The sequence below is a fragment of the Aromatoleum aromaticum EbN1 genome, assembly GCF_000025965.1.
In the GTDB taxonomy this organism is placed as follows: domain Bacteria; phylum Pseudomonadota; class Gammaproteobacteria; order Burkholderiales; family Rhodocyclaceae; genus Aromatoleum; species Aromatoleum aromaticum.
This window is the reverse complement of sequence record NC_006823.1, coordinates 142,478-166,281: the sequence shown is the minus strand read 5'-3', so window position 1 is coordinate 166,281 and position 23,804 is coordinate 142,478. Positions and strand designations below refer to the sequence as shown.

The 23,804-nt window shown below is 60.7% G+C and carries 26 protein-coding genes; 8 read left to right on the top strand and 18 right to left on the bottom strand.

Features of this window, described 5'->3' with window-relative positions:
- Positions 1-20: 20 nt before the first annotated feature.
- On the top strand, positions 21-1,232 hold the full coding sequence (locus EBN1_RS21545) for a TerD family protein (RefSeq protein WP_011254702.1): 1,212 nt from the start codon (positions 21-23) through the stop codon (positions 1,230-1,232).
- Between the two features lie 75 nt (positions 1,233-1,307).
- Here the strand turns inward: EBN1_RS21545 and EBN1_RS21540 are convergent, their stop codons facing one another.
- From EBN1_RS21540 to EBN1_RS21515, 6 genes are all read right to left on the bottom strand, one after another.
- Entirely contained in the window at positions 1,308-1,970 is a 663-nt protein-coding gene (locus EBN1_RS21540) for a Bax inhibitor-1/YccA family protein (protein WP_011254703.1), read from the bottom strand.
- Positions 1,971-2,037: 67 nt separating this feature from the next.
- Positions 2,038-2,373 (bottom strand): HPF/RaiA family ribosome-associated protein, encoded by a 336-nt coding sequence (locus EBN1_RS21535; protein WP_011254704.1) that lies wholly within the window; start codon positions 2,371-2,373, stop codon positions 2,038-2,040.
- A 119-nt stretch (positions 2,374-2,492) separates the two neighbouring features.
- Positions 2,493-3,020 (bottom strand): thermonuclease family protein, encoded by a 528-nt coding sequence (locus tag EBN1_RS22925; RefSeq protein ID WP_083783041.1) that lies wholly within the window; start codon positions 3,018-3,020, stop codon positions 2,493-2,495.
- Between the two features lie 161 nt (positions 3,021-3,181).
- Positions 3,182-6,022 (bottom strand): class I SAM-dependent DNA methyltransferase, encoded by a 2,841-nt coding sequence (locus EBN1_RS21525; RefSeq protein WP_011254707.1) that lies wholly within the window; start codon positions 6,020-6,022, stop codon positions 3,182-3,184.
- A gap of 49 nt (positions 6,023-6,071) precedes the next feature.
- Positions 6,072-6,245 (bottom strand): hypothetical protein, encoded by a 174-nt coding sequence (locus EBN1_RS21520; RefSeq protein WP_157866777.1) that lies wholly within the window; start codon positions 6,243-6,245, stop codon positions 6,072-6,074.
- Between the two features lie 72 nt (positions 6,246-6,317).
- Complete coding sequence (locus EBN1_RS21515) at positions 6,318-6,623, bottom strand: hypothetical protein (RefSeq protein WP_011254708.1); 306 nt, start codon at positions 6,621-6,623, stop codon at positions 6,318-6,320.
- An 85-nt stretch (positions 6,624-6,708) separates the two neighbouring features.
- Here EBN1_RS21515 and EBN1_RS21510 point away from each other — a divergent pair, with 85 nt between their 5' ends.
- The 4 genes from EBN1_RS21510 to EBN1_RS21495 are packed head-to-tail and all read left to right on the top strand — an operon-like array spanning position 6,709 to position 13,133.
- The gene (locus tag EBN1_RS21510) at positions 6,709-10,449 is read left to right on the top strand and encodes an ATP-binding protein (RefSeq protein WP_011254709.1); all 3,741 of its coding nucleotides are present in this window, start codon (positions 6,709-6,711) and stop codon (positions 10,447-10,449) included.
- Positions 10,442-11,068: a condensin complex protein MksE gene (locus EBN1_RS21505; RefSeq protein WP_011254710.1), complete on the top strand. Its 627-nt coding sequence runs from the start codon at positions 10,442-10,444 to the stop codon at positions 11,066-11,068. Before EBN1_RS21510 ends, EBN1_RS21505 begins: the two co-directional genes overlap by 8 nt.
- 8 nt (positions 11,069-11,076) lie before the next feature.
- On the top strand, positions 11,077-12,276 hold the full coding sequence (locus EBN1_RS21500; RefSeq protein ID WP_157866776.1) for a hypothetical protein: 1,200 nt from the start codon (positions 11,077-11,079) through the stop codon (positions 12,274-12,276).
- Positions 12,261-13,133, top strand: a complete 873-nt coding sequence (locus tag EBN1_RS21495) for a DUF7281 domain-containing protein (RefSeq protein WP_011254712.1) — start codon at positions 12,261-12,263, stop codon at positions 13,131-13,133. Before EBN1_RS21500 ends, EBN1_RS21495 begins: the two co-directional genes overlap by 16 nt.
- A gap of 209 nt (positions 13,134-13,342) precedes the next feature.
- Here the strand turns inward: EBN1_RS21495 and EBN1_RS21490 are convergent, their stop codons facing one another.
- The 5 genes from EBN1_RS21490 to EBN1_RS21470 all read right to left on the bottom strand — a co-directional run bounded on the left by EBN1_RS21490 (position 13,343) and on the right by EBN1_RS21470 (position 16,488).
- Positions 13,343-13,819, bottom strand: a complete 477-nt coding sequence (locus EBN1_RS21490) for a hypothetical protein (RefSeq protein ID WP_011254713.1) — start codon at positions 13,817-13,819, stop codon at positions 13,343-13,345.
- 31 nt (positions 13,820-13,850) lie between these two features.
- Positions 13,851-14,165: a hypothetical protein gene (locus EBN1_RS21485; protein ID WP_011254714.1), complete on the bottom strand. Its 315-nt coding sequence runs from the start codon at positions 14,163-14,165 to the stop codon at positions 13,851-13,853.
- A gap of 18 nt (positions 14,166-14,183) precedes the next feature.
- Positions 14,184-14,405, bottom strand: coding sequence for a hypothetical protein (locus EBN1_RS21480; protein ID WP_011254715.1), 222 nt, complete (start codon positions 14,403-14,405; stop codon positions 14,184-14,186).
- Positions 14,406-14,581: 176 nt separating this feature from the next.
- A complete protein-coding gene (locus tag EBN1_RS21475; RefSeq protein WP_041647856.1) occupies positions 14,582-15,619 on the bottom strand; it encodes an IS5-like element ISAzo41 family transposase in 1,038 nt (345 codons plus the stop codon).
- Positions 15,620-15,750: 131 nt separating this feature from the next.
- Positions 15,751-16,488 (bottom strand): PEP-CTERM/exosortase system-associated acyltransferase, encoded by a 738-nt coding sequence (locus EBN1_RS21470; RefSeq protein WP_011254718.1) that lies wholly within the window; start codon positions 16,486-16,488, stop codon positions 15,751-15,753.
- A gap of 182 nt (positions 16,489-16,670) precedes the next feature.
- Between EBN1_RS21470 and EBN1_RS21465 the strand changes: the two genes are divergently transcribed.
- Positions 16,671-18,032 carry an IS1380-like element ISAzo40 family transposase gene (locus EBN1_RS21465; RefSeq protein ID WP_011254719.1) on the top strand — a complete coding sequence of 454 codons (1,362 nt, stop codon included), beginning with the start codon at positions 16,671-16,673 and terminating at the stop codon, positions 18,030-18,032.
- 237 nt (positions 18,033-18,269) lie between these two features.
- Here the strand turns inward: EBN1_RS21465 and EBN1_RS21460 are convergent, their stop codons facing one another.
- The 5 genes from EBN1_RS21460 to EBN1_RS21440 form a co-directional block, all read right to left on the bottom strand.
- Positions 18,270-19,052, bottom strand: a complete 783-nt coding sequence (locus tag EBN1_RS21460; protein ID WP_011254720.1) for an EAL domain-containing protein — start codon at positions 19,050-19,052, stop codon at positions 18,270-18,272.
- 264 nt (positions 19,053-19,316) lie between these two features.
- Positions 19,317-19,523: a hypothetical protein gene (locus EBN1_RS21455; protein ID WP_041647852.1), complete on the bottom strand. Its 207-nt coding sequence runs from the start codon at positions 19,521-19,523 to the stop codon at positions 19,317-19,319.
- 286 nt (positions 19,524-19,809) lie between these two features.
- Positions 19,810-20,205: a hypothetical protein gene (locus EBN1_RS21450; RefSeq protein ID WP_041647850.1), complete on the bottom strand. Its 396-nt coding sequence runs from the start codon at positions 20,203-20,205 to the stop codon at positions 19,810-19,812.
- A gap of 108 nt (positions 20,206-20,313) precedes the next feature.
- Positions 20,314-20,538, bottom strand: coding sequence for a hypothetical protein (locus tag EBN1_RS21445; protein ID WP_011254724.1), 225 nt, complete (start codon positions 20,536-20,538; stop codon positions 20,314-20,316).
- 63 nt (positions 20,539-20,601) lie between these two features.
- Entirely contained in the window at positions 20,602-20,811 is a 210-nt protein-coding gene (locus EBN1_RS21440; protein WP_041647848.1) for a hypothetical protein, read from the bottom strand.
- Between the two features lie 239 nt (positions 20,812-21,050).
- Here EBN1_RS21440 and istA point away from each other — a divergent pair, with 239 nt between their 5' ends.
- Together istA and istB are read left to right on the top strand one after the other, a co-directional pair.
- Positions 21,051-22,547, top strand: coding sequence for an IS21 family transposase (gene istA, locus EBN1_RS21435; protein WP_011254726.1), 1,497 nt, complete (start codon positions 21,051-21,053; stop codon positions 22,545-22,547).
- On the top strand, positions 22,544-23,341 hold the full coding sequence (gene istB, locus EBN1_RS21430; RefSeq protein ID WP_011254727.1) for an IS21-like element ISAZo16 family helper ATPase IstB: 798 nt from the start codon (positions 22,544-22,546) through the stop codon (positions 23,339-23,341). The genes istA and istB overlap by 4 nt, the downstream gene beginning before the upstream one ends.
- Positions 23,342-23,346: 5 nt before the next feature.
- On the opposite strand, the gene EBN1_RS21425 is transcribed toward istB, so the two are convergent.
- Both EBN1_RS21425 and EBN1_RS21420 read right to left on the bottom strand, forming a co-directional pair.
- Positions 23,347-23,472, bottom strand: coding sequence for a hypothetical protein (locus tag EBN1_RS21425; RefSeq protein ID WP_011254728.1), 126 nt, complete (start codon positions 23,470-23,472; stop codon positions 23,347-23,349).
- Positions 23,473-23,490: 18 nt separating this feature from the next.
- Positions 23,491-23,697 (bottom strand): hypothetical protein, encoded by a 207-nt coding sequence (locus tag EBN1_RS21420; RefSeq protein ID WP_011254729.1) that lies wholly within the window; start codon positions 23,695-23,697, stop codon positions 23,491-23,493.
- Positions 23,698-23,804 lie beyond the last annotated feature (107 nt).

Below are 23,804 nucleotides of genomic sequence, written 5' to 3'. Positions count from 1 at the left end.
AAAAGAGGAATGGTTAAAAAATGGATTTCACGCGCGGACAACGATTGAAACTTGAAGCGATGGGGCTGTCGGATGGTGCGTTTTCTGTCACGGTGGATCTGAACGCAGGGCCGTTGACGGTGGATGTGGCGTGCTTTGGTCTGGACGGTGTTCGAAAGCTCTCCGACGAGCGCTACATGACCTTCTTCAATCAGCCTGCAACGCCTTGCGGAGCGGTGAAGTTCGCAGGGCAAGGCAAGTTCGATTTTGATCTGGCGCGGCTGCCTGCCTCGATCGATGCGCTGGTGATGACCGTCGCGATAGACGGTGCCGGAACTATGCGGCAGCTTGGCGCCTCCTCTGTGTCCCTGAAAAACGGCTCGAGCGTAGCCGGCTGCTATCGCTTTGATGGGGGACACTTTGCCTCCGAGCGTGCCGTCATGCTTCTGGAGTTCTACAGGAAGGACGGGGCGTGGCGGCTTTGTGCAGTGAGCCAGGGGTTCAACGGTGGCCTGGATGCGTTGGTACAGCACTTTGGCGGATCAGTAGCCGAGAAGCCCGCTCCCGCGCCAGCGCAACAGCGTCCCGCTCCGGCAGCACCGCCTCCTCCAGCGCCGCCGAAGGTATCCCTATCGAAGATCACGCTTGAGAAGCGGGGTGAAAAGATCTCGCTCGAGAAGCGCGGGCAAGCCGGGCACGGGCGAATCGTGTGCAACCTGAACTGGTCGTCGGGGCAGACTCAAGAAAAACGGGGTTTTCTCGGTGGCGTGTTCGGGAAAGCAAAGTCGTCTGGCATCGACCTGGACCTTGGGTGTCTCTTCGAGCTGTCCGATGGCCACAAGGGTGCCGTGCAAGCCCTCGGGAACACCTTCGGGGACTTCAACCGCGCACCGTACATCCACATGGCAGGGGACGATCGTACAGGGGCGAATTCGTCGGGCGAGTTTCTGTACATCAACGGCGATCATCTGAAAGACCTCCAACGGGTCTGTATCTACGCTTTCATCTACGAGGGCGTGGCCAATTGGGGGCAAGCTGACGGGGTCGTCACGCTGACCGTTCCTGGCCATCCTCCGGTAGAGGTTCGCCTGGATAACCACGACAACAGCAAGAACATGTGCGCGATCGCGATGATCGAGAACGAAGGCGGCAACCTGAAGATCACCAAGCTCGGCGAATACTTCGCCGGCCACGTGCAACTCGATGAGCGGTATCAGTGGGGCTTGCGCTGGAAGGCGGGGTCGAAAGACTGATCTCAAAAAGAGAAGGCCGCACAAGAGAACGATCTCTGTGCGGCCTCAGGCTGGCCTCGAGGAGTAACCTCTGGCTTAGTCGCTGTTGGCGAAGCCAAGCAGGTGCAGCAGGCTGGTGAAGAGGTTGAAGATCGACACGAACAGCGACACCGTGGCCATGATGTAGTTGGTCTCGCCGCCGTGGATGATGTTGCTGGTCTCGTACAGGATGAGGCCCGACATCAGCAGCACGAAGGCCGCCGACACGGTCAGCGACAGCGCCGGGATCTCGAAGAAGATCGCGCCCAGGCCGGCCAGGAAGGCGACCAGGATGCCGACCATCAGGAAACCGCCCATGAAGGAGAAGTCCTTCTTGCTCGTCACCGCGTAGGCCGACAGACCCAGGAAGATCGCCGCTGTGCCGGCCATCGCCTGCATCACGATGCTGGCGCCGTTGGGCAGCGCCAAATAGGATGAGATGATCGGGCCGAGGGTGAAGCCCATGAAGCCGGTCAGCGCGAACACGAACACGATGCCGAGGCTGCTGTTGCGGAACTTGGTGGTCGCAAACAGCAGGCCGAAGTAGCCTGCGAGCGTAACGATGATCCCCAGGCGCGGGGCACCCATGGCCATCGACAGCCCGGCGGTTAGCGCCGAGAACGCCAGCGTTAGCGACAGCAACATGTAGGTGTTGCGGATGACCTTGTTGGTCGACAGCACCGAGGCGTCGGTGCGCGTCATCGTCATACGGTTTTGCATCAGGCGCGGTCCCCTTGGGAGATGGTTGTATGTTGGCTGCGGGTAGGCGAAAGCTACCGAATTGCGGTCACACGGGCAAGGCCGAAAGGCTTTGATGCCTGGCCGGTCGATTACGCCGCACCCTTTGCGCCAAGACTCGAGCAAGGCGGTTGGCCGCCTCGTCAACGGCTGCCCGTGCCTCGAGCTGCGTGATGGCAAAGACCACATCGGGCAGGTTACGGAGTCGTAACTGAACGACGCAGCGCTTCTGGCTGCCGCTCGGATCGCGCACGTTCGCAACCTTCACGCGAGCCCACTGGATGTGATCACGAAAGCGGCCGATCGCGGTACGGATCCGGCCCGTCGCGTACTCACGCAGAGTATGGGTTGAGTTCGCTTCATCGCAACTTAAATCAATACGCATGTCTGTCTCCCTTGCTTTTGTTGTCTTTCGGGCAGCCCGAACGGGCGCCTGTGTGCGTCGCTTGTCGACGACACTGACCGTGGTTGCGAGGCCAGGTTCCCTGCCGCTCAGTGCTGATCTCACCGGCAGTTGCCGGCCTTGCGAAAGCCGGCAGAGGCTGCGGCCCGCTCTGACGAAAACTCCACACGATTCTGCGGGCCGACTGCGTCGTAGCTAGGACAGTGAAACAAATGGTAGACCTTTGAGCGACGATTGCCTCGCACAGAGCTACTTGATGAGGCTTCGTCGATGCTAGTTGGCGCCAGGCTCGCGATCGGGCGCCCGGTACCGGCGCGTCCTGCGCGACGCCATTCCCAGGGGGGCGTTGCATGAGGATCTGCCCAAAGGCCTAGTTTTTTGGTTCGAGCCGTTGTTTCCAAGGCAAAAAGCGGGGAGGACTTGCTGGCGTACTGCACGTACACCCAGGCCATGCCCTGTCGCACAAGCTCGCTGTTGGCATTCAAACCGTCGCAATAGACAGTGCCCACGACGCGCTGGTAGCGATCTGCGCTGGTGTTGCGAACCTCTGCGTGTTTTCCAAAACAGAGCTTGGAGAGTGCTTGCTTGGCCCGCTGCCCGAAAGCTTGTTTGCATGTCCGGGGCGTCAATTTCAGCTAGGCGTATGCGGTGTTGGCTTTTAGTGACGTCGAGGATGGCCAGGGTATCCCCATCGGTCACGCCGACCACCTTGCCTTCGAGAGCGTATGCGTGAGGAGTAAGCAGCAAAAAACAAAGTAAGTAATGGGTGTGTTTGTACATCTTCGCAGAGTCAGTTTTGAAATAGATTCAACGCCAGCAGCCTGCGAAGGATCTCGTCATCGGGCATTTCAGGCGTGTAGTCCGTCCAGCCGTAGGCTGCAGCGACAGCGACATCCAGCGTTTTGTGTGCGCCATCAAGCCAGGCCGGGCGAAGGTTGTAGAGGTTCGTCAGCGTGCGCTTCTTCAGCTCGGCCTCGTGGCCAGGTTTCGGAATGATCCGGTCAGGGTAGCCCGGCACGACTTCCGGGATGCGATCGACCCATTCAGCCGGGTTCAGCCAGTTCTCTCGCAACTCGTTGAGCCGGCGGGCAGTGGCGGCGATCGCTTCAGCCTGGGGGCCAGTCGGGGCGCCTGCGGCCGTGTCGGCGGGCGTCATGCCAGCGGGGAAAGGGAAGGTCCGAAACGTCGACTTCGATGTGTACCTGGGGCGGTCCTCTAGGCTCGTTCCCATTCGGAGCGCCCATACCTCGTGGAGGCGGCTGTGGATCACGCCGAAGGTGACGTCGTCCGCCCGAGCTATCACTACCAGATTCTTGTCAGGAATGATCGGCGGCTTCATCCACACGAAGACTCGGTGCTTTGCCGTTTCTGGCGTCACAATAAAGCGCTCCAGTGGGGCGATGGCGTCGAACATGGCAGGCGCCCGTCGGCCCAGCTTCCACCAGTCGCGCTTCTCCGCCGGTGATCCAGTTGCGAGCCGTTGCTCCTTCACAAGAAGCTCGACCCGAGCATACGGGCCCTCGTAGCAGCGAGCCTCGTCCTCTGTGCGCTCACCGAAGCTGATGATCCATGACTCCGGATTCCGGCCTGTGACCCCGTCGCCATTCATCCATGGGACGACGACGTCAGAGTTTGGCCTTCCATGCGGATTTCCGCCGTACAGGAGCAGCTCGATCGCTTCCGCCCGGGTCAGGTCGAACTTCCCCTTTTTCGTGATCCCGCTGAAAGCGACCCCTTCGTTCTCGATGAGGGCTTGCGCTGCCGTGAGGTCGCTGGGCGAGTCGTGCCCTCCGTCAGTAGCAGTCAGGTCTGCGTGAACCTCCTGCACTGGGCGCCCATCAAGCACCGCGTCGGTGCGATTCCCGAAGCAGACCAGCGACACCCGTACTGCGGCGCCTTCATTCACCCACGGCTCATCGCTCCACGCCCTGAAGATCCGGGTGCTCTCGACAATGCGGTCCAGCACCTTTCGGTTCGCCCCCCCGCGGATCGAGTTTGTCGCGACGAGGCCGGCCGACTCGCAGCGCTTGGCCTCGATTTGCGCTCGGGCCTTCTCAAACCAGTAGAGCACGAGGTCTGCGCCCCCGGGAACCCGGCCCTCGTAGCAGGCCCGGATCTTCGCGGTCATCTCGGCGCCGAGTTCGCCACGCATGCGCTTGTCGCCGAGGAACGGGGGATTGCCTACGATCACGTCGACCACCGGCCATTCCGCCTCGGTGCAGTCCGGGTTCAGCAGCGCATCGCGGTTCTCGATGTGGTCCAGGCGCGCGAGGATCGGGTTTCTCCGGCAGTCGTAGCCGTGTTTGAGCATCCATTGAATCTCGCCGATCCAGACCGTCACTCGTGCGAGCTCCGCGGCGTAGGCGTTGATCTCGATGCCGCGCACGTTGTCGGGGCTGGTCTCGATCGTCAGCTGGCGATGCAGCCCAAGCGCCTCGGCATCTAGGTTGGCGCGGTGCTCGAGGTCCTTCAGCGCACGCAAGGCGAGATACAGGAAGTTGCCGGAGCCGCAGGCCGGATCAAGGACGCGGAAGATCTTCAGGCGCTCCAGATAGCCCAGGAAAAGCACCTGTGCTTCCTGTTCGGCCTTCTGCGAGCCCTTTCCGCCGGCGTGGTACTTCTCGACCAGGGGGGCGATCCTGGTCTTGGCGGCTTCCCATTCGCGTTCGAGCGGTTCGACGATCACCGGCTTCACGAGCTTCATGATCGTGGTCGGATCGGTGTAGTTCGCCCCAAGCGGGGCGCGCACCTTCGGATCAAGGCCGCGTTCGAACAAGGTTCCGAGGATCGAGGGCTCGATCGCGCTCCAGTCCATGCGGCTTGCGGCAAGCAGGGCACTGATCTCTTCAGGGGCGAGTTCGAGCACCTCCACGTGCTCGAACAATCCTCCGTTGAAGTAGGCGATGTCTTCCAGGAGGAAATCGCCGCCCTTGCGCATGGCCTCGAACATCTCCGCCATCGAGGCTGCGAGTTTGGCCGGGTCGCCCTGGCGCTTCGCGATCACCCGCTCGAAAAGCTTTTTGGGTAGCAGGCCGATGTCTTCCGCGAACATGCAGAACAGGCACTGGATGAGGAAGTGCGCCACCTTTGCGGGGTCGTGGTCACGCTCGGTCATGGACTGCGCGACATCGGCAAAGCGGCCGGCCGCATCGGCCGTGATGTCGAGCACCGTTCGACCAGGACGGAACTTCTCGGGGTCGGTGAACAGCCAGCGCAAGCGCTGCAGGTTCTCCGGTGTGCCGATGTCCTCGAGGCGGATCGTGTAGGTCTCGCTCGGCGTGCCGGTGAAGTGGGTGTGGATCTGGGTGATCTCGCGATTACTGACGACCAGCAGCGGCGGGTTGTCGAGGGCGAGGGCGTAGGTCATGAGCTGACGTAGCGCACCGGACAGATCCCCACCGGGGCCTTTGTTCTCCCAGCCGAAGTGTCCGCGCTTCCAGACGTCTGCCCAGCCATGGCACGCGCCCGTTCGGGTGGCGCCGCGCTCGAAGCAGTAGGTGTCGGGGTCGTTCGGCGGCTCCACGCCGAGCACGCTGCAGAGGTCGAGGAAGAAGGCTTGTGAGCCGGCACGCTCGGAGAGCGGGTTGTTCTTCCACTTGATGATGAGCTGGGCTGGGGTCGTGGGCGGCATGAAAAAGCAACGGGAGTGTGACTTCAGCCCACAAGCATAGCAGGAGTGTTCAGCCCTTCGGCTTGCACTCCATGTGCTGGTACATGCCATGAGACCAAGTGGGGTTGCCGTTGTGATTCTTGCGGATTTCGAGAATGGTATTTTCGATGTAGGCCTTCGCATCCTCGCACGCTGCGCTCGTCCCGAACTCCTGCATCGACACGATCGGGGTTCGTGTGAGCATGGTGCTTCCCGTATAGTTGGGAAGGTGACTGATAACAATCAGGATAAATGCAGTTGAGTTCACAGTGATGTCCTAAAGTGGGTTGGAGGTCGTTGCTGCCGACGATAGCGCGCGAATCTGACGAACCGCCGCAGTTTGCACCATGCGCGAGAACGAGATGCCTTTTCTCGCCTTTGTCCTAGAGGCTGCGTCCTTGAGCCAGGCACGCGCTTCCTCCCGGCTGCCAAGTTGATCAGCCAGTATCGAAATCACCATTGGATCGAGCGAGATCGTCGTCCTCTTCCCTTCGCGGTTGCGTACGTGAAGGCGTGCGATGTGTGCGACGCTCTTGCGAGGCTTAGGCACCCCTTCAGAGGGCTTGGGGCTGACGACTTCCATCTGACTGAAATCCTTTAGGTTCAGATTGAATCTATGATAATACTATTAGATAGCGATAACATGTTACCCATTTGAGCGAGATCCCATGCGCACTGACGACTTCCATCTGGAACGCATCATCCTGATCGACTCGTATCGCAAGGGCGATATCGGCGAAGTGCGGCTCGATGGGCATGTCAACGTCAACGGCATCAATGCCGCCGGCAAGACCACACTCTTGCGCACCATCCCGCTCTTCTACGGCGAGGCTGCTGCGCGAATGCTCAAGGGCGAACAGGGCAAGAAGGCGTTCACTGACCACTACCTTCCGCGCAGCACTTCCTACATCGTTTTCGAATACGCTCGCCGCGGGCAGCTCTGCATGGCTGTGCTGCATTCGAATGTGACTGGCGAGAGCGTTCAGTACCGATTCATCGCAGCGGGGTACCGCCGGGCGCTTTTCGTGATCGGGCAATCGATCGTGGAGAGCAACACCCAACTCATCCGCCACGTCGAAAAGCAGGGTATCCAATGCACGAGAGCCCTCACACGTGGCGAGTACCGCTCGATCATCCAGAACGACGTGGAGCGTCGTGAACTGCGCAGCCTGGCTGGTCAGTTCGCCTTCACTGGTAGCGGGAGTCGTCTTTCGCATGTCGACCGGATCGTGACCGGCATGTTCGTGCGTGCAGCAACGTTCCGGGACCTGCGGGCCATCATCGTGTCGAGCATTGCACAAGACGAAGGGCAACTTGAGATCCGGGCCCAGCGTGACCAGATGGACGTCTGGATTCACGATCACGATGCGTACGTGGACGTCATGAACGAGGCAGGGCGGGTCGCAGGGCTGGCCGAAGCCAGCAAGACGCGTGAATCGGCGATTGCTTCGTTGAGCCTGACAAAAGGGCACCTCATGGCGCTCGAGCGGGCCTCCTCGACACAGCTTCAAGCGGTCAAGGAGGGGCTCAATGCCCTCGAGGAGCAAGTCGCAACCGATCGCGCCCAAGTCGCTCAGAAGTCGGCCGAGACGAGAGGGCGCCTTTCAGCCCAGGATGAAGCACTCAAGCAAGCACGTGCCCAGCTTGAACGACTGGACGCGCAGGCGAAGCGCTATCAGGACGAGCGGCTCGAGACCCGTGCGCAGGATCAGGAACGTCTGCCTTCGGTTCAATCCGAGCTCGAACTGCAGGAGAAGTCCCTTGCCGCATTGCTTGGGAGCCAGCGCAGCGTAACCGAGGAATACGAACGGCTAGAGCTTCTGGCGGACCAACGCAACAAAGCAAAGATCGCAGACATCGAGAAGGGCAGGGCGCCGATCTACGAAGAAATCGACCGCCTCAAAGCCGAGTGCGAGGCCCATTACCAGGGCCTCGAGAGTGCGTTGCGCCACGAGCACGAAGGCGCCCTTCGTGAAGCCAATGAAGAGGCAAAAGGCTACGCCGAACGCATTGGTTGGCTCAACGGCCGCATCAATGATGCGCAAGCCAGTCCCGAGTTGGTGATGCAGAAGGAGGCCAAGGACGACGAATGCGAGAAGGCTCGCAGCACACTTGAAGCTGCCCGCAAGGGCCGTGAGGATGCTCAGCGCGCAAGGCTGGCCGCAAAGACGCGTTTTGATGAAGCCGACCGCCATCTTGGGCGAATTCACGCGCGACTTCAGGAACAGAAGGGCGCTCTGCAAGCCGCGATGCAGGTGGGCGATGCTGCGCCGGGTACGCTGATTCATTTCCTTCGTTCTCAGGTCCCTGACTGGCGTGAGAACATCGGAAAACTCGCTTCGCGCGAGCTGCTGCTGCGCACCGATCTCGTTCCCGAGGTCGACGAAGCGCAGAAGCAGAACCTGTACGGTGTGCGCCTGCGGCTCGATCGCATTGAGGCGCCCTGGCACGCCCACGAGGAAACGATCGAGGCGCGTATCGCCCAGTTCAAGAGCGACATCGACGCCGAGCACGCGCGTCACGCCGCGCAGGAATCAGCCCTCGGGCAAGCGAGGGCCGCACTCGATGCCGCGGACAAGGCCGAAGAAGACGCTTTGCGGACCTACCAGGGCGCCGATGAGCGGCTTGGTCGCCTCTCCGGTGAGCAGCAATCCTTGAAAAGACAGCTTGAGGAAAGCCGCACGAGAGCGAAGAAGCAGGCGGAAGAAGAACGCCGCGACGTCGCCGCGCAGCAGAAGGCGCTCGAACTCGAAATCAAACAGATGCTGGCTGCGTTCGATCGCACCCTCCGCGAAAACACGACAGCCCGCCAGCAAGCCTTGAAAGCGCTTGAAGGAACCAAGAAGGACAAACTGGCCGCAATCGTAGCAGCCATCGCGAAAGAGCAAACGGCTCTGGCGGCGCAGCTTGATGGATTGAAAACGGAGCGTCATCGCAGTCTTGCCGCCAAAGGCATCGACCCCCAGACGCTTTCACGCCTCGAAACGGAGATCGCGACCCTTCACGCCACGATCGAGCAAATCCGCAAGGATGGCCCCGCTATCGCGCAGTATCACGTCTGGCTTCAAAGCCAATGGCCACAGCGCCCGGCCTATGTCGCCCAAGTTGAGACCATCGAGACCGAGGTTCGCCGCCTAAAGGACGAACTCGCGCGGATTCAAGCCGACGCCGAACGCCGCAACGCGGCGTTCATGAAGGAGCTCGATGCACTCGAGAAGCAGGAGCACCGCATCGACGGCGAACTCTCGGGCGTCAGGCTCCGAATCGAAAGGCTCGCCTTCGTGCGCGAGGACGCGGATGCAGCCCAAGCCGCCCATGAGGCAGCCCATACGCTTGCCTACCTCGATGAGCTCAAGCGCACCAACGAGAGCGCCAAGCTTGATGCAGAGAAGAAGATCGAAGACGACGTGGGTGTCATCCTGCGGGCTTTCACTAAGCACCGTGGGACCGCACCCGACCGCTTCTACGAAAGCTATCGCAGCGATCTCGCGACACAGAGCAAGGGAGGGCGCGAGTGGCTTCCGGCCATCCAGGAATGGTTTGGTAGCAGGCACCTGGAGGCGCGTCGTGTCTTGCGTGATGGTGCCTCGCTGCTCGGGCAGACCGTCGATGAGTTCTACGGCGCCTTGAGCACCTTCAAGAATCGCACGCAGAGCTTTTCCCGTGAGCTTCAAACGTGCATCGATTCCTCGGCCGATTTCGAGAAAATCACGAACGTCCAGGCCCGCATCCAGACCACCGTCGATACCCTCAACTACTGGCCCAGTATTCGGGCGCTGAGCGAGGAGTTCAGATTATGGGTCGAACGCCAGGACGATGACTTGCCTCACCAGGAGTTCTGCCAGGCCTTGCGCCGGGTGTCTCAATGCTTCGAGCGTGAGAGCACGCTCTCCGCAGACCTGGTCGATCTGATCCAGCTCGAGATCGATCTCGTCGAGAACGGCCGGCACGTGACCGTGCGCGATGAAAAGACGCTCGAACACGTGAGCTCGAACGGCATCTCGTACCTCATCCTGATCGTGCTGTTCCTGGGCTTCCTGCAGCGTGTGCGCAAGGATGCGCCGGTACAGGTCGTCTGTGCCGTTGACGAGCTCAAGAATCTTGATCTGGCGAACACCGAGCGTCTCTTCAATCTGCTCGATCGGCATCGTGTGACCTTGATCAGCGCGTTCCCCGACGCCGACCCCGAGGTGCTGCGCCTCTTCGCGCACCGTTACACGATCCTCGAAGAACGGCGAATCGCCAGCGTCGTGTTGGATGACGACATGGAGGCCGAACTCGCGCACGAGGACCGGTCGCTCGAAACCTCGCAGTCGCCGCAGGCAGCAGATCCACAGGGGAGCAGCAAGCTCGAGAACAATCCTGGCTGCGCCACGATCACGCTTGAGGAGGATGCGGACCATGTTTGATGTGATCGCCATGCGGCTTCTCGGCGGAAAGTTCCTGTGCGAAACCACCGCGCCTGAAGCCTTTCGCGCCCTCGAAGAAGACGCAATGCGCAACGACGTCGATGCGTACCTGCGCCGGATCGGCCGCCGGCTCGCCTGCACGGCAGGCGGGCACGCCTACTACATGGCCTTTGAACGCATCGGTGCCGATGAGCGCACCGAAGTGAAGCGGCTCTTTGCCGAAATCAAGCACGAGTTGCGGCCGATGGTGAACTTCCTTAAGTTCGTCATGCAGGCACTGAGGAACGAGGAGGCCCCCTCGCCAGGCGAGCGGATTGACTACCCGTCGATCCTGCGGGCTGTGACGACAAACCCTCAACTTGTCGACGAGCTTCGCAACTTCGCCTCACTGGGAAGGGATTTCACAGCAGCGGATTCGACCACTCGGAGCATGCTCGACAAGGTCTTCACGCAGGTTGCCAAGAGCGGGTATCTGGTCCAGCTTGATCGCGATCGCGAGGTCTACGCGTTCACCGGCAAGCTCGACTTCCTGGTCGAGGTCATCGAGTTCCTGATGGCCAACGAGAAGATCGTCGAGGAGTCCTCCGATGATCAACCTGATCAGATGCGCATGCTATGACACGCGACGTGACTGTCACGCTCTTCGAGCGTCTCCATGCCCACAGGCATCTCGTCTCTGAGGCCTATCATCAAGGCTCCGTCATCCGTACCGATGAGAATCGCAAGGCGATCGAAGTCCTGCAGCAGCAGCGGGTCTTCGTGCCACATTCCCCGGACGAGTACCGCCTGCATAGCAGCTTGCGGCGCTTTCTCGCATCGGCCTTCAGTTCGCACCGCATCCTTCAAAGCTCAGGCGACATCGGCGCGATCTTCGCCCACCTGGAGAAGCTGACCGACTTCTACATCGCAGCCTTCAACGAGGACGATCAAGCCGCAACGGACAGCTACGAAGACGAGATCTCGCAAACGGTTTTCGAGATCAACGACAGCCTTCAGGGCTTCATCACCAACCTGCAGGCGAACATCGAAACCCGGTTCGCGGCCGTCACCTCGCTTGCTGCGAAGAAGCTGCAAAATGAATTTTACTTAGCCGCTACGCATACCCTCGTTCAAGTGCTCGAGTCCTTCCATCTCTCCGATCTCCTGGAGCGCATCCAGGCGTTTCCGCGTATCGAGACGCTTTTGCGAACGCAGCTTTTTGCGCGCATCCCAGTCTTTCGAAGCACGCTCCAGACCATTTACGAGACGCTGCGCCAATTCCTCTTCGAATTCCGCAAGATCGAAGCCCGCGCGAAACGCATCCAGCAGATGTGGCTCTTTCTCAAGAAGACCCCCGACTACGAGCCTCGCGCCTGGGACAACACCTCCGATCTGCCAGCCTGGCTCGAGCGCTCGCCAGGCCTTCCGATTGCAGCGCACCCCGACGTCACGCATGCCGCTTGCGAGGACACGCTGGTCGAGATCGCCCAATCAATCAAAGCGGATCAGAGCCCGCGCAAAAGACGCGAGGCGGGCGCCCTCACCGCGGAGGAAGTCCCCGCCAAGGTCATCGTCAAGGTGCCGCCGCACGTCCTTGCCCTTCGACAGATGCTCAAGGATGCCAAGGCCGCCCAAGCGCCCGTATCAGTGCGGCAATGGCGGGCTGAGCATGCAACTGAGCTCGAGCTCGACGACACACTCTGGCTCGAGCTCGCGCTCGATATGCTCGCCAAAAGGACCAGCATCACCAATGGCCTCGAGATTGGCTACGACGAACACTGTCGCGAGGGGCCTTTCTCCACCGGAAACCTTCTGATCAAGGATCTGAGCCTGTGGAAAAGCGCCTGATCGACACATTGATCCGAATCGTTCAGAGCCCCGAGACTCAATTCCTCGATGGCGCCGGCCTCAAGGATTTTCGTCAGCGCTACGGGATCGGCTTCCCTGTCGGCACCACACGCGTGCGCTTCTCCGACAAGGACAAGGCCGAGATTGCATCGCTGCTCAAGGCCAAGGCCGGCATCGACGCCGCTCAAGTGAAGCCGGGCGCCTGGCAAGGCCTCACCCGCGCCGAGGCGCTGGATCTTGGGCACGAAGAAAAGCTCGCCCGGGGCGCAGTCAAACGGGACCGGATTTCGTTAAAAGCAGTCCCTGGGCAGGCCTTGAAACTCTCCGGTCGGCACCTGAGCCTGCCCGACTATGCCCACGTGGACATCAACTGGCGGGAGATCACCGCCCTCGGGCATCCTGTCGCCCTGGTGGTCGAGAACTACGAGGTCTTCGACGGCCTGCTCCGCACCGAGATTGCCGAAGCCCTCCTCGAGGCCGGATACGCAGACGCGTTGGTCATCTACCGCGGCGACGCCACCGAGAGCCGCATGGACAACGTCCTGGCGTTCCTATCCGCATACAGTCTGCCCGTGATCATGTTTGGGGATCTGGACCCTGCAAGTTTGGTGGAGGCATCAACTTTCCCGAATGCTCTAGCAATCACAGTTCCGGAAGACCCTGAATCGGCCTTCTGCGCATTTGGCAACGCGTCGCTGTATGCGCGGCAAGTCGGACCCGCCTTCGAGCGCTTGCTCGACTCGACCTCGCCGGGCGTCCGCATAGGCGCCGGGTGGATTCACGAACAGCGGAAAGGCCTTGTGCAGGAAAGCATGATTGGTAGGGGAGTGAAGTTGCGCATTTTGCTCATCGGGTAAAATCAGGGTAGCAGGGCAGAAGAAAAAAACGCCCCTCTTGAAGGGGCGCGTGGATCAGGATCAGTCTTTCAGAACCAAAGTTCGGTGCTCGTACAGGCTGAACGTCCAGTCGTCAAAGCCTCTCCGTATCTACGCTGGTGACGGATGGCCTGCTGCATCTTCTTGGGAAGACTCGTGTAAATTACATAGCTTTGCGCAAACGAACATAGCTACTTGCAAATTTCCTTCGGTTCTTGTGGTCTGGCTTCTGTCCTCATTGAAAGCGCGGCGCGAACTTTGTCGATGATTTCCGACTCTCCCTCTTCGAGTGGTCCGCCGTGCCCATCGCGTCCGCATACGTCATTCACCTCAACCAGCAGAGCCCGAAATTCGTCAAGGCATGCGCTTAGGTGTGACACTGCCGACTCAAGGCCCGCAATCGTTGCGCTGTCGTCAAATGCATGCGATGTCGGCTGCTCCGCGCCGGTCACCCGCGCTTCAATTGCCCGCCACGTCGGCGCGTATTCCGGCCAGTCCGACTCGACGACGACGCAATCCAACGGCGGCTTCCCAATCTCTGCGCGGTGCTCTTCCACCTTAGCCTGAATGCGTTGTAGCTCGATAAGCTCGCTTACCGTCAGGCATTGCATGACATCTGCGCTCTTGAGAACCGCGTAACGCGCTTCACGTGTGAACTCGTTGGTCATTTCAATCTCCTAGATGTGAATCAATTTACGATTAAGCCCAGCCGAAATGCGCAGTCACTTCGCGAAACTTGCAGTAGACCGCGTCGTGGTAGGCATCCCATGCATCGGGGTCGGCGTCGGATTCGCAGGATGGGTTCGTCGGCATTTCCAGCCCCCAGGTCTCGATAACAATCTGCTCGACACCTTTGCCATCCTTGGACGTCAGGTCACAGCTACCGCCGCTGTCGATGTCTGTCCTGCGGTACGGCTCCATAAGCACCGCCAGCAGCGCTTTATCGAGCTTTCCTAGGTCATAGGCCCCGACGACCGTAGCTTCAAATACCGTGTAGCCGCTGTTCCATCCCATTTCCATACTCCTTGCTGTTTACTCAGAATCTGTGCTTGGGTGCGTAGCCATCGCGGACACGCGCCACATGCCGGAGGCGCGTGGCTTGCCGTCAGTGGCGACGAGATGCGCCAGCTTTCTTGCCGGAATGTTCCGAATCTCGTTTACTCGACTGGCTGGACCTTCCCAGAAAACACCATTCCCAAGCACATCGCTCGCGGTTTCCACGCGAATGATTAAATCCCCCTCTTCCTTGTTCAAGGCTACCTCCAATGCGTTTGCAAAAAACGGTGTAAGTCCTAATTCCTTTGCGCTAATCGCTGTAGTTATTTGCATGCAGCGATGTAGGATACGTAGCCTTTGCCGCCAATTTTTGCGAAGACCGTTGTAACTAACAGAATCGCCTCGGGCAGCGGCGATTCGGCCCATTTCGGGCGTCAGAAGGCCACGATTCCGGCCTTCTGGAAATACGTCAGCCGCTTCAGGTTGTAGCAGGCTGCCATCATCGTCATCGCGAAGCTCGCCCGCGCCTGGCCGATGGTTCGGATCAACTTGCCGCCCATTTGCGCGATGGCCGCGAACGGGTGTTCCACCCGCGCTCGCGTCCGCGCGATGCGCGTGTTCCGCCGCTGCTGGCATTCGGACAGCGGCTTGTTGCGTTGTCCCTTGCGCTGGATTTGATTCCGAAAGCCGTTCGCCTTCAACCAGGCCGCCCGCTCCTCGGACGGATAGCCGCGATCGGCATAGACGTCGCGGCTCGTGTTGCTCGTGTCGAAGACGTTGTCGAAGTGCTGGCTGTCGTGCGTGCTGGCCGTGTCGGTCTCGAGCGTGCGGATGAATTTGTACTTCTTGTCGACGTTGATCGACAGCTTGTAGCCGAAGTGGCTCTTGCCGTGTTTCTTCGTCCAGGTGGCGTCGGTGTCCTTCTGCCGGCGCTTGGCCGGCTTCCAGTCGGCAGGCATCGCGCCTTGGTCGATCAGCGCCTTCTCCCCTCGGCTGTTGTGCTGCTTGGGGGCAGGCACCAAGGTGGCGTCGATGATCTGCCCGCCACGCGCGATGAAGCCCCGTTTGAGCAGCTGCGCCGAGACGCCCTCGAAGAGCGCCTTCGCGCCAAGCTCACCGATCCGGTTCTCGAAGGTCCACACCGTGGTGCGGTCCGGAATATTGGCTGCGTTCGCGAGCCCGCAGAAGCGTTTGTAGCTCATGCGGTCGAGCAGCTGGTACTCCATCTGCTCGTCCGACAGGTTGTACAGGCGCTTGAGCACCAGGATCCGAACCATCGTCTCCGTCGGGTAAGGCGGACGGCCGCCTTGCGCGCTGACCGTGCGCGGTGCGACCCGATCGACCTCGGCGGCCAGCGCCGCAAAGTCGATGTGCAACTCGATGTCGGCCAGCGGGTCGCCCAGCGAGTCGAGCTTCTTGCGGTGGTGTTCGTCAGCGAACAGGTCAGTCTTGATAGCGCTACGCGGTTTCATCGGTGCAGGCAACAGCAGGATTCAGGACGCTGTAATTTTACCAAGAGTGGGCGGGACGAGGTTTTTCGAGGCGCCCTCTAATGTGTTGCCGCGCCGTCGGTTCTGCCGGCTTTCGAGCGCTCGAGCACGTGCTACGGTGCGACGACTGCACGATTCCTTAGAGCGGCAGTGGCATTGCTTGCGTTGGACCACAGCGGCAAGAACGAGAACGGTAGACCCATGATCGTCCTCTGCACATCGAGCTCATACGGAGTTCGCGCTCCGTTAAAAGTGACTGTTTCGCCGACCTGCCGAATGACGGAAATTTTACGCAAATGAATGGCCATTCGCTTTTCCACAAGCAGATAAAGATGTGAGATCTGCATGTGATGGGCGCACGCTAACCCTCCGAGCATTAGAGCAGTAGGGAGTAGGAAGTTGCGCTCCGCACGGCTTTCGGTTGTTGGGGTGTCACTTTCCGATCGGCCGAGATCCCCTTTGCGACGGCGGTATTCGCGCACAATCGCTAAACGGGATGCTTCTCCGATCGCCGAACGAGGCCGTTCTGGGGGGAGATCGAGTTGGCCGCACACTGTCTCGAGAGGCAATGTGGAATAGCCACGTTGCTCATTCAGCCAGACCACTCGAACGCAGCCAATGGGTGTTTTCTCAGCATCATTCAGATGCAAGAGCACATGGACGCTGTGAGCGTCGGCGGCGTTGTATTCGAGTGGCTCGGTTGCCGGCTTCTCGAATCCAAGATCCTCGCAGTAGACTCGATGGCGGATCTTGTATGCGGACTCTAGGAGTTCCGCGGTGTTGGCCAGTTTGAGGCCGAAGTGTGTCAAGAAATCGCTAGCAGAGGTAGGTTGCGCTTCGAGTGTGTCCATGACTCCTCCTTTGAATGTGCGTTACGGTGACTCGCCGCGCCTGTCAAGTACTCGCAGCGAATCTGGATTCCGAACTACGAACAGTGCTATTTCCTGAATCCGTGTTCGCTTAGCCGGAAATCCAGCCTAACACATTGATGTAATTGTACAATTACGCATCCGACTCATTCACCCAACCGACCATGCCGCGCTTCGAAGTCAAGCAATCCGCCAAGCTCAACCTGACCTCCTACTCGGGCTTGGCACTGATCGGGCAGTGCTGCCAGGCGGCACAGGTCGAGGCGGTGATCGACCCGAGGCTGCCGGTGTCGCAGGGCATGCGCACCTCGGACCTGGTCAAGTCGATGGTGGGGCTGCTGAGCCTGGGCAAGAGCGACTTCGAGGCGATCGAGCCGTTTCGCAGCGATCGCTTCTTCAAGGAAGCGCTCGGGCTCGCCAAGGTGCCCGGCAGCGTGTGGATGCGCCAACGGCTCGATGCCCGCGCGGCCGAGCTGCGCGAGCTGACCGACGAGCTGAGCCTGCGCCTGCTCGAGCGCACCGAGGCGCCGATCACGGCGCACAAGGGCTACGTGTGCGCCGACATGGATACCTTCGTGATGGATAACTCCGACACCAAGAAGGAGGCGGTCAGCCGCACCTACCAGGGGGTCGACGGCTACACGCCGATCGCGCTGTACCTGGGCAACGAGGGCTGGAACCTCGGCCTGGAGCTGCGCGCGGGTTCGCACCACTCGGCACTGGAGACGGAGTATTTCTTCGAGCGGGTCTTTCCGCGTCTCGAGCGCGTGTGCGCCGCGGACGCGAAGGTGCTGTGGCGCGCCGACAGCGGCTTCGACAGCGCCCGGCTGTTGTTCGCGCTGGCGGCCGAGCGCGAGCGCTGGGCCGGTCTTGAGCGCTCGTTCGATTACCTCACCAAGTGGAATCCGCGCCGTCAGGACAAGGCCGCCTGGGTCGCCCGCGCCGAGGCCGCCGGCGTCTTCGAGGAGGTCCGCGCGGGCAAGCGCGTGGGACTGCTCGATCTGCAGGTGGAGCGCGCCTGGAAGAAGGCCAAGCGCACGCTGCGTCTGGTGGTGCGGGTGACCGAGCGCACGATCGACAAGAAGGGCCAGCACCTGCTGGCCCCCGAGATCGAGATCGAAGGCTGGTGGACCAGCCTTGATGTGCCGATGGCCGATGTGATCGAGCTCTACAAGCACCACGGCACCCACGAGCAGTTCCACTCCGAGATCAAGACCGACCTGGACCTCGAGCGCCTGCCCTCGGGCAAGTTCGACACCAACGACGCGGTCGTGCACCTGGCCGCATTCGCCTACAACTGCCTGCGCCTGATCGGGCAGCTCGGGCTGACCGGCGAGCTCTCGCCGATCCGCCACCCGGCCAAGCGCCGGCGCATCAAGACGGTGTTGCAGGAGGTGATGTACCGGGCGGCGAAGTTCGTCGAACACGCTCGCCGCCTGGTGCTGGACTTCGGGCGCGGCGTCGCCGCGCATGTGAAGGTGTTCACCACGGTGCAGGCGCGGCTGTGTGTGGTGGCTTCGCCGTGATGCGAAGCCGGCGACTGAATTCTCCGAATCGAGGCTATTTCGCAGCGGCGGAAGGGCGACGGCCGCGCGGGAGCAGGAAAATGACGTAGCGCCCCCGCCGGAAGCCCGGCTCACCGGCGCTCCGGGCCGTGAAAGGACGGCGCTCGGGGCTGCGGTGAGCTGAGATTGGGAGTCAGGCAGCAGAAAAATCATGCGCTGGGGCTCGCGGAGCGGGTACGCGCTGAAGACAACACGGATTCAGGTATTTGCCGTATGGACTGTTGCGGTTCCGTTACTTATGTGGCGAGTTACGGCTTGCCCCTGAATGAGCTGTACCCCGAGTGCTTGTGCATTCCTGCGCTGTAGCGTGTTGTCGATCCCGTGGGCGAGCACTGTGGCGCCGTGCTTTTTTGCGTTTTCCAGTATTGCGCATACCCTTTTAACAGTGCTTTGTGCAATTGGTGGTTTGAGGGTAGAGGATCCGCTAATGCGAATCATATTAGGCGAGAACTTTTCGAAGATCTCCTCCATTGCAGCTTCGGTGATCTCTTCTGCGCGATCAACGCACACAAAGATCTCCCGATCTTTGCACTTGTTGCAGAAGTGTGCGAACTCGTTAATGCTCGCGCTGCAGGCTTCTGCATCCACCTTGATCACGATTCTGAGAATCTCCCTTGCCAGGGCACTCATCGCGATTATGTAATCCCCGGCGGAATGAGTAATCGTATGATGGGAAACATCTATAAAGATACGGTAACGCTTCGGGTTGCTACTTTTTCGAAGTTTGTTTCGGAGCATGCTTACGGTTGATAAATCTATGAATGAAGCATGCTCCCGCTCAAGTTCGGTGTCTTCGGGTTCCGTAGTGATGGTTCTGCTTGGCTTCTTCGAATGGAGTGCGACTTCGAAACCATACAGATCCATTGTTCCCGAATAAGCTACGGGGTAGAACCGCGGCGTTGGCAAATTCAGCTTACTATTTTGCTCTCGGGCCTTTGCTGAGTATTCGCCATGCTTATTCAGGTCTTGCAGCGTTGTCACTGATTTAGCTCCACCTAAGATTTCTCGGATTTGCGGTCTCGTTACGCCTGACGTGCTGCGTTGTTTCTCATTAGCCCTGGTAATTGTGGTTTCGGCGTTTGGCGGTCACTTGTGTTGTTGGTTTGTTGCGTGCTCTTCGCTTAGATATGCCTGACCTTGTGGGGTACGTAGCAAGGCGGCAGTTTCGGTTGAATAGCGCGCAAAGCCGTGCCGAACGAGGGCCTGAGCACTCTTGATGTATCCGGCTTGAGCGCCTTTTCCTGGTTACTGCCACGCCGCACGCGGCGGCAACGTGTCGCCGCGCTTTGCGGCCACGAATGTACGCATCGACGCCTCATCGCACGGCTCATGCGTAGGGGTGCCATCGCCATAGTGACGCCGCAAGATGTTGTGCTCCTGAGGAGTGCCCTGCGTGTTCGCTCGGGCGACCCAATAGGCAAGGTCTTGTCCAATGATGTCGGCGGTTAGCATGATTCCTCTCCCTTGATGCTCAGTCGTTGCTATTCGGTAGCCGCTCAGGAATGATTTGCCACTCGCACTCCCGAACCTCTATTACTGCAGCGCAGCGGCGCAGCATACGCCCAGCAACACCAGACCCAAGCGGAAAAACTTGGCCGTTCGTGTTTTGTCGGCGCTGATCTGGCCACAACCTCTCAGCGAGCGTGTTTGCGCGAAATGACCTGATGCCAGATGCGTGCATTGCTTCCAATTCGCGCAGCACATCAGCCTGAGTAGCCATTGCCTTTTCCTGGTCAGTCTAAGCGCCGATGCACGCAACCTGCGCGGTATCGTTATCCTCCGCCCGATAGCAGTCATGCTTGAACTCGCGCCGAAGGTCATCGTAGGCCCATTGGTCGCGGATGAAAATTTGCTTCCAGGCTTCGTGATTTCGCACGTTCGAATTCCGCTTACGCGGTACGAACCTTGCATTCGGTGTGCGAACGCACCTCGGGCACGCGCACGCGGTTTCAACGGAGTGATGCTTCAAGCTGTCCGCCGAAAAATTGCATCCCGGAGGCAGTTGCTCGACGTTGCTCGGGAACAGCGCCGCCCAGTCATTTGGGCGAGCCTTCACGTCCGCTTGTTTCTCGAACAGACCCGCGTTCCAGTCGCCCTCTTTGCCGCAGAAGTCACAAGTGCCTTCCATGCGCATTTCTCATCTCCTTAAATGCCTGGAGAGGGAGTTCGCCCGGAGGGGCGATTGAACCCCTCGGGTGAGTGAATATTCGACAACTCAAGTGGAGTTATCGTAACGTGCGACTTAGCCTTGCAGGCTGCTGAGCAGAATCGAATACCGCATCTCATTCCGCTGCAAATTTGCTTGGGCATTCCACCGTTCCACCAGGCGGAAGGCGGCGTCAATGTTGAGGCCCCCCGCTTCCAGAACAGTACCTAAGTCAGCCGCCTGCGCTTCCGTAAAGGGCTGAAGAGAACTGGTTCCATCTTCGTAGGTCACCTTGTACTCTTTGACTCGGGCGTTAGCCATTGTCATTTCCTCTCGTAACGTGTGATTTTGCCGTACCCCTTTTCCTAGATGGTGCCGATGTCGCTAGCTGGACGGTACACGACGGCGCCCGGGGAGCATTACGCGCATGTAGCGCATGCCAACCGATATCGGTGCCCCCTTGAGCCAGGTGACAGCGTCGGCCTGAAGGAACTCGTCTCCCGCCTGGATAAGATCGCCGGGCGTCAGCAGCCGGTACACCGGCTCAGCGTCCGTGCCGTCATCAAGCATGTGAAGCTCCTCAGCAATCGCCATCGCGGCTCCCTTTTCCTGGGCAGTCCAAATCGACCGGCCATGAGTCGGTCCCGGTGCGCCGAATCGCCGCCATTTCGGCATCCCGCTCTTCCGGGGTGGCGAAATAGTCCGTGCCTGGCCGGCGACAATTAGCCTGGCCGGTCGACGACAACTATCTTGGCCGGTTGGATCTGCAGCCGGGAAGGTCCGGAAGCGAGGGATAGAGTGCTCTTCTGACGACAGACGTTGGGAGGCGCTCAGTGCCCGGCAGGAAGATCACGGACCAACAAGTGCGCAAATACACGGAAGCAAGAAGGCAGGCGACGCAGCAGATCGCAGCGGCCCGGATGGGCATCAGCGTGCGCTCGGCGCGACGCATCGAGCAGGCAGACGGGTTGCCGTCTCAGGGTGGGCCGAGGACCTGGAGGACACGTGCCGACCCGCTGGCGGGAGTGTGGGAGGAGGAGTTGCTGCCGCTGCTCGCGCGCGAGCCGGGGTTGCAGGGCCGTACGCTGCTCGAGGAGTTGCAGCGTCGGCACGGTGATGTGTTCGGTGATGGCGTGTTGCGCACGCTGCAGCGGCGGATTCGCATGTGGCGGGCCGAGCATGGCCAGGAGAAGGAGGTCTTCTTCGCCCAGTCCAATCCGCCCGGGCGGCTGGCACTGTCCGACTTCACGGTGTGCAACGAATTGAACGTCTCGATCGCCGGTGAGCGTTTCGAGCATCGCCTGTACCAGTTCGCGCTCGCCTACTCGGGCTGGCGCCACGCCGAACTCGTGTGCGGCGGCGAGAGCTTCGCCGCGCTGGCGCAGGGGCTGCAGAACGCCCTGTGGGCCTTGGGCGGCGTGCCCGAGGAGCACCGCACCGACAGCCTGTCGGCCGCCTTCAATAACTTGGCGGAAGCGGAAACGCTCACGCGCCGCTATGCAGACCTTTGCCAGCACTATGGCATGCGTCCGACGCGGAACAATCTCGGGCAATCGCATGAGAACGGCGCGATCGAATCGCGCCAGGGCAGTCTCAAGGGCGCGCTCGATCAGGCATTGCTGCTGCGCGGGCATCGCGACTTTGCCACGGTCGCCGACTACCAACGCGTCGTCGCCGATGTCGTTGCACGGCTGAACCGACGCATCCAGACACCGCTGACCGAGGAGCGCAGCCAGCTCAAGGCGCTGCCGGTTCGCCGCACCAGCGAGTACGAGGAGATCGAGGCGCGCGTGACCAAGTTCGGTACGGTCAGCATACGGCGCGTGCTCTACAGCGTGCCCTCGCGCCTGATCGGCCACCGGCTCCAGTTCCGGCTCTACCCGGAGCGCCTGGAGGGCTGGCTCGGCGGGGTGTCCGTGTTCGAGAGCGTGCGTGGGACGGTGCCGGCGGGCAAGCCACGCGGCAAGCAGATCGACTACCGCCACCTGTTGCCCGCGCTCAAGCGCAAGCCCGGCGCCTTCGCCCGCTGGGCGCTGCGCGACGAGATGTTCCCCCGCACCGAGTACCGGCAGACCTGGGAGCGGCTCGTCGAGAAACTGCCCGAGCGCCAGGCGTGCAAGCTCATGGTCGGTCTGCTCGATCTGGCCGCACGCGGCGCCTGTGAAGCGCAACTGGCACAGGTGCTCGGCGAGGTGCTGCAGGCGGACGCCGTACCCGATCTGGACGCGCTGGCGGAGCGCTTCGCACCGCGCGAGACACCGATGCCGGTGGTCACCGTGTCGTTGCCGCCGCTGTCGGCCTACGACGACTTGTTCGCGGTGGCGGCATGAGCGCGGTCGAGGCCGTCACGCTGCCGATGATGCTCACCGAACTGCGCTTGCCCACCATCAAGCGTCTGTGGCCGGCCCTGGCCGAGCAGTCCAACCGCGAGGGCTGGCCTGCCGAGCGGTTTCTGGCGGCACTGTGCGAGCACGAAATGAATGAGCGCGAGCGGCGCCGTATCGATCGCCATCGGGCCGAGTCGGGCCTGCCGCCGGACAAGCGGCTGTCAGCGTTCGACTTCGCCGCCGTGCCCACGGTCTCCAAAGCCCACGTCACTGCGCTTGCCGAGGGCGACAGCTGGCTCGAGCAAGGTGCCAACATCCTGCTGTTCGGCCCGCCAGGCGTGGGCAAGACGCATCTGATTGCCAGCCTGGGCCACGCGCTCGTCGAACGCGGATACCGCGTGCTCTTCACCCGCACGAGCGATCTGGTGCAGCGGCTGCAAGCCGCCCGGCGGGATTTGCGGCTACCGGCCGAACTGGCCAAGCTCGATCGTTTCGATCTGCTGATCTGCGACGACTTCAGCTATGTCCGCCGCGATCAGGGCGAGACTTCGGTGCTGTTCGAACTCATCGCCGAACGCTACGAGCGCAAGAGCCTGGCCATCACGGCCAACCAGCCGTTCTCCGGCTGGGATCACGTCTTTGCCGAACCGGCCATGACGCTGGCCGCCGTCGATCGCCTGGTGCATCACGCCACGATCTTCGAGATGAACGTGGAGAGTTTCCGTCGCCGCGTTGCTCAGAAGGGGCTCGCCCCTTCTGAGCAACGCAAACCCCAAACCTCAAACCCGAAAGGCTGAACCCCTCATGCCTCGCTTCCACCGGCCAGGATAATTGACGTCGACAGGCCAAGGTAATTGACGCCGGGCACCGTGCCATAGCCGCAGTCGTTTTCCCAACACACGGCGTATTTCTTACTCTGTTCGCTCATGTTTCCTCTCCTAGATGTTCAAGCCGCAACCGCACCCACCGCCTTGGAATAGTCGGTACCGTGAAAGATGGCACTACACTTCACGATGAATGCGGCCTCCTTGCGCGAATACGTTCCCGCTTGGTGAAACAATGAGCCTACCCTGACGCTATCAACATCGGCCATGGTGTACTTGCGCTTGTGCGGCAGAATAAGTCCCTGCCGCACCACTTGGCTATAGACCATCGTTTTCTCCTCAGATTGAAGCCCTGAGAGACCCGTCCAGAGGACGGTGGTTTGTCCCTGGGGCGGTTTGAATGGTGCGGCCGGTTACCCGGCTATCGTAACGACAG

Excerpts from the sequence above, each read along its gene's own strand:
- EBN1_RS21545 (WP_011254702.1), top strand. The coding sequence starts at position 21 with ATGGATTTCACGCGCGGACAACGATTGAAACTTGAAGCGATGGGGCTG.
- EBN1_RS21540 (WP_011254703.1), bottom strand. The coding sequence starts at position 1,970 with ATGCAAAACCGTATGACGATGACGCGCACCGACGCCTCGGTGCTGTCG.
- EBN1_RS21535 (WP_011254704.1), bottom strand. The coding sequence starts at position 2,373 with ATGCGTATTGATTTAAGTTGCGATGAAGCGAACTCAACCCATACTCTG.
- EBN1_RS21525 (WP_011254707.1), bottom strand. The coding sequence starts at position 6,022 with ATGCCGCCCACGACCCCAGCCCAGCTCATCATCAAGTGGAAGAACAAC.
- EBN1_RS21520 (WP_157866777.1), bottom strand. The coding sequence starts at position 6,245 with ATGCTCACACGAACCCCGATCGTGTCGATGCAGGAGTTCGGGACGAGC.
- EBN1_RS21515 (WP_011254708.1), bottom strand. The coding sequence starts at position 6,623 with ATGGAAGTCGTCAGCCCCAAGCCCTCTGAAGGGGTGCCTAAGCCTCGC.
- EBN1_RS21510 (WP_011254709.1), top strand. The coding sequence starts at position 6,709 with ATGCGCACTGACGACTTCCATCTGGAACGCATCATCCTGATCGACTCG.
- EBN1_RS21505 (WP_011254710.1), top strand. The coding sequence starts at position 10,442 with ATGTTTGATGTGATCGCCATGCGGCTTCTCGGCGGAAAGTTCCTGTGC.
- EBN1_RS21490 (WP_011254713.1), bottom strand. The coding sequence starts at position 13,819 with ATGACCAACGAGTTCACACGTGAAGCGCGTTACGCGGTTCTCAAGAGC.
- EBN1_RS21485 (WP_011254714.1), bottom strand. The coding sequence starts at position 14,165 with ATGGGATGGAACAGCGGCTACACGGTATTTGAAGCTACGGTCGTCGGG.
- EBN1_RS21475 (WP_041647856.1), bottom strand. The coding sequence starts at position 15,619 with ATGAAACCGCGTAGCGCTATCAAGACTGACCTGTTCGCTGACGAACAC.
- EBN1_RS21470 (WP_011254718.1), bottom strand. The coding sequence starts at position 16,488 with ATGGACACACTCGAAGCGCAACCTACCTCTGCTAGCGATTTCTTGACA.
- EBN1_RS21465 (WP_011254719.1), top strand. The coding sequence starts at position 16,671 with ATGCCGCGCTTCGAAGTCAAGCAATCCGCCAAGCTCAACCTGACCTCC.
- EBN1_RS21455 (WP_041647852.1), bottom strand. The coding sequence starts at position 19,523 with ATGCTAACCGCCGACATCATTGGACAAGACCTTGCCTATTGGGTCGCC.
- EBN1_RS21450 (WP_041647850.1), bottom strand. The coding sequence starts at position 20,205 with ATGCGCATGGAAGGCACTTGTGACTTCTGCGGCAAAGAGGGCGACTGG.
- EBN1_RS21445 (WP_011254724.1), bottom strand. The coding sequence starts at position 20,538 with ATGGCTAACGCCCGAGTCAAAGAGTACAAGGTGACCTACGAAGATGGA.
- EBN1_RS21440 (WP_041647848.1), bottom strand. The coding sequence starts at position 20,811 with ATGGCGATTGCTGAGGAGCTTCACATGCTTGATGACGGCACGGACGCT.
- istB (WP_011254727.1), top strand. The coding sequence starts at position 22,544 with ATGAGCGCGGTCGAGGCCGTCACGCTGCCGATGATGCTCACCGAACTG.
- EBN1_RS21425 (WP_011254728.1), bottom strand. The coding sequence starts at position 23,472 with ATGAGCGAACAGAGTAAGAAATACGCCGTGTGTTGGGAAAACGACTGC.
- EBN1_RS21420 (WP_011254729.1), bottom strand. The coding sequence starts at position 23,697 with ATGGTCTATAGCCAAGTGGTGCGGCAGGGACTTATTCTGCCGCACAAG.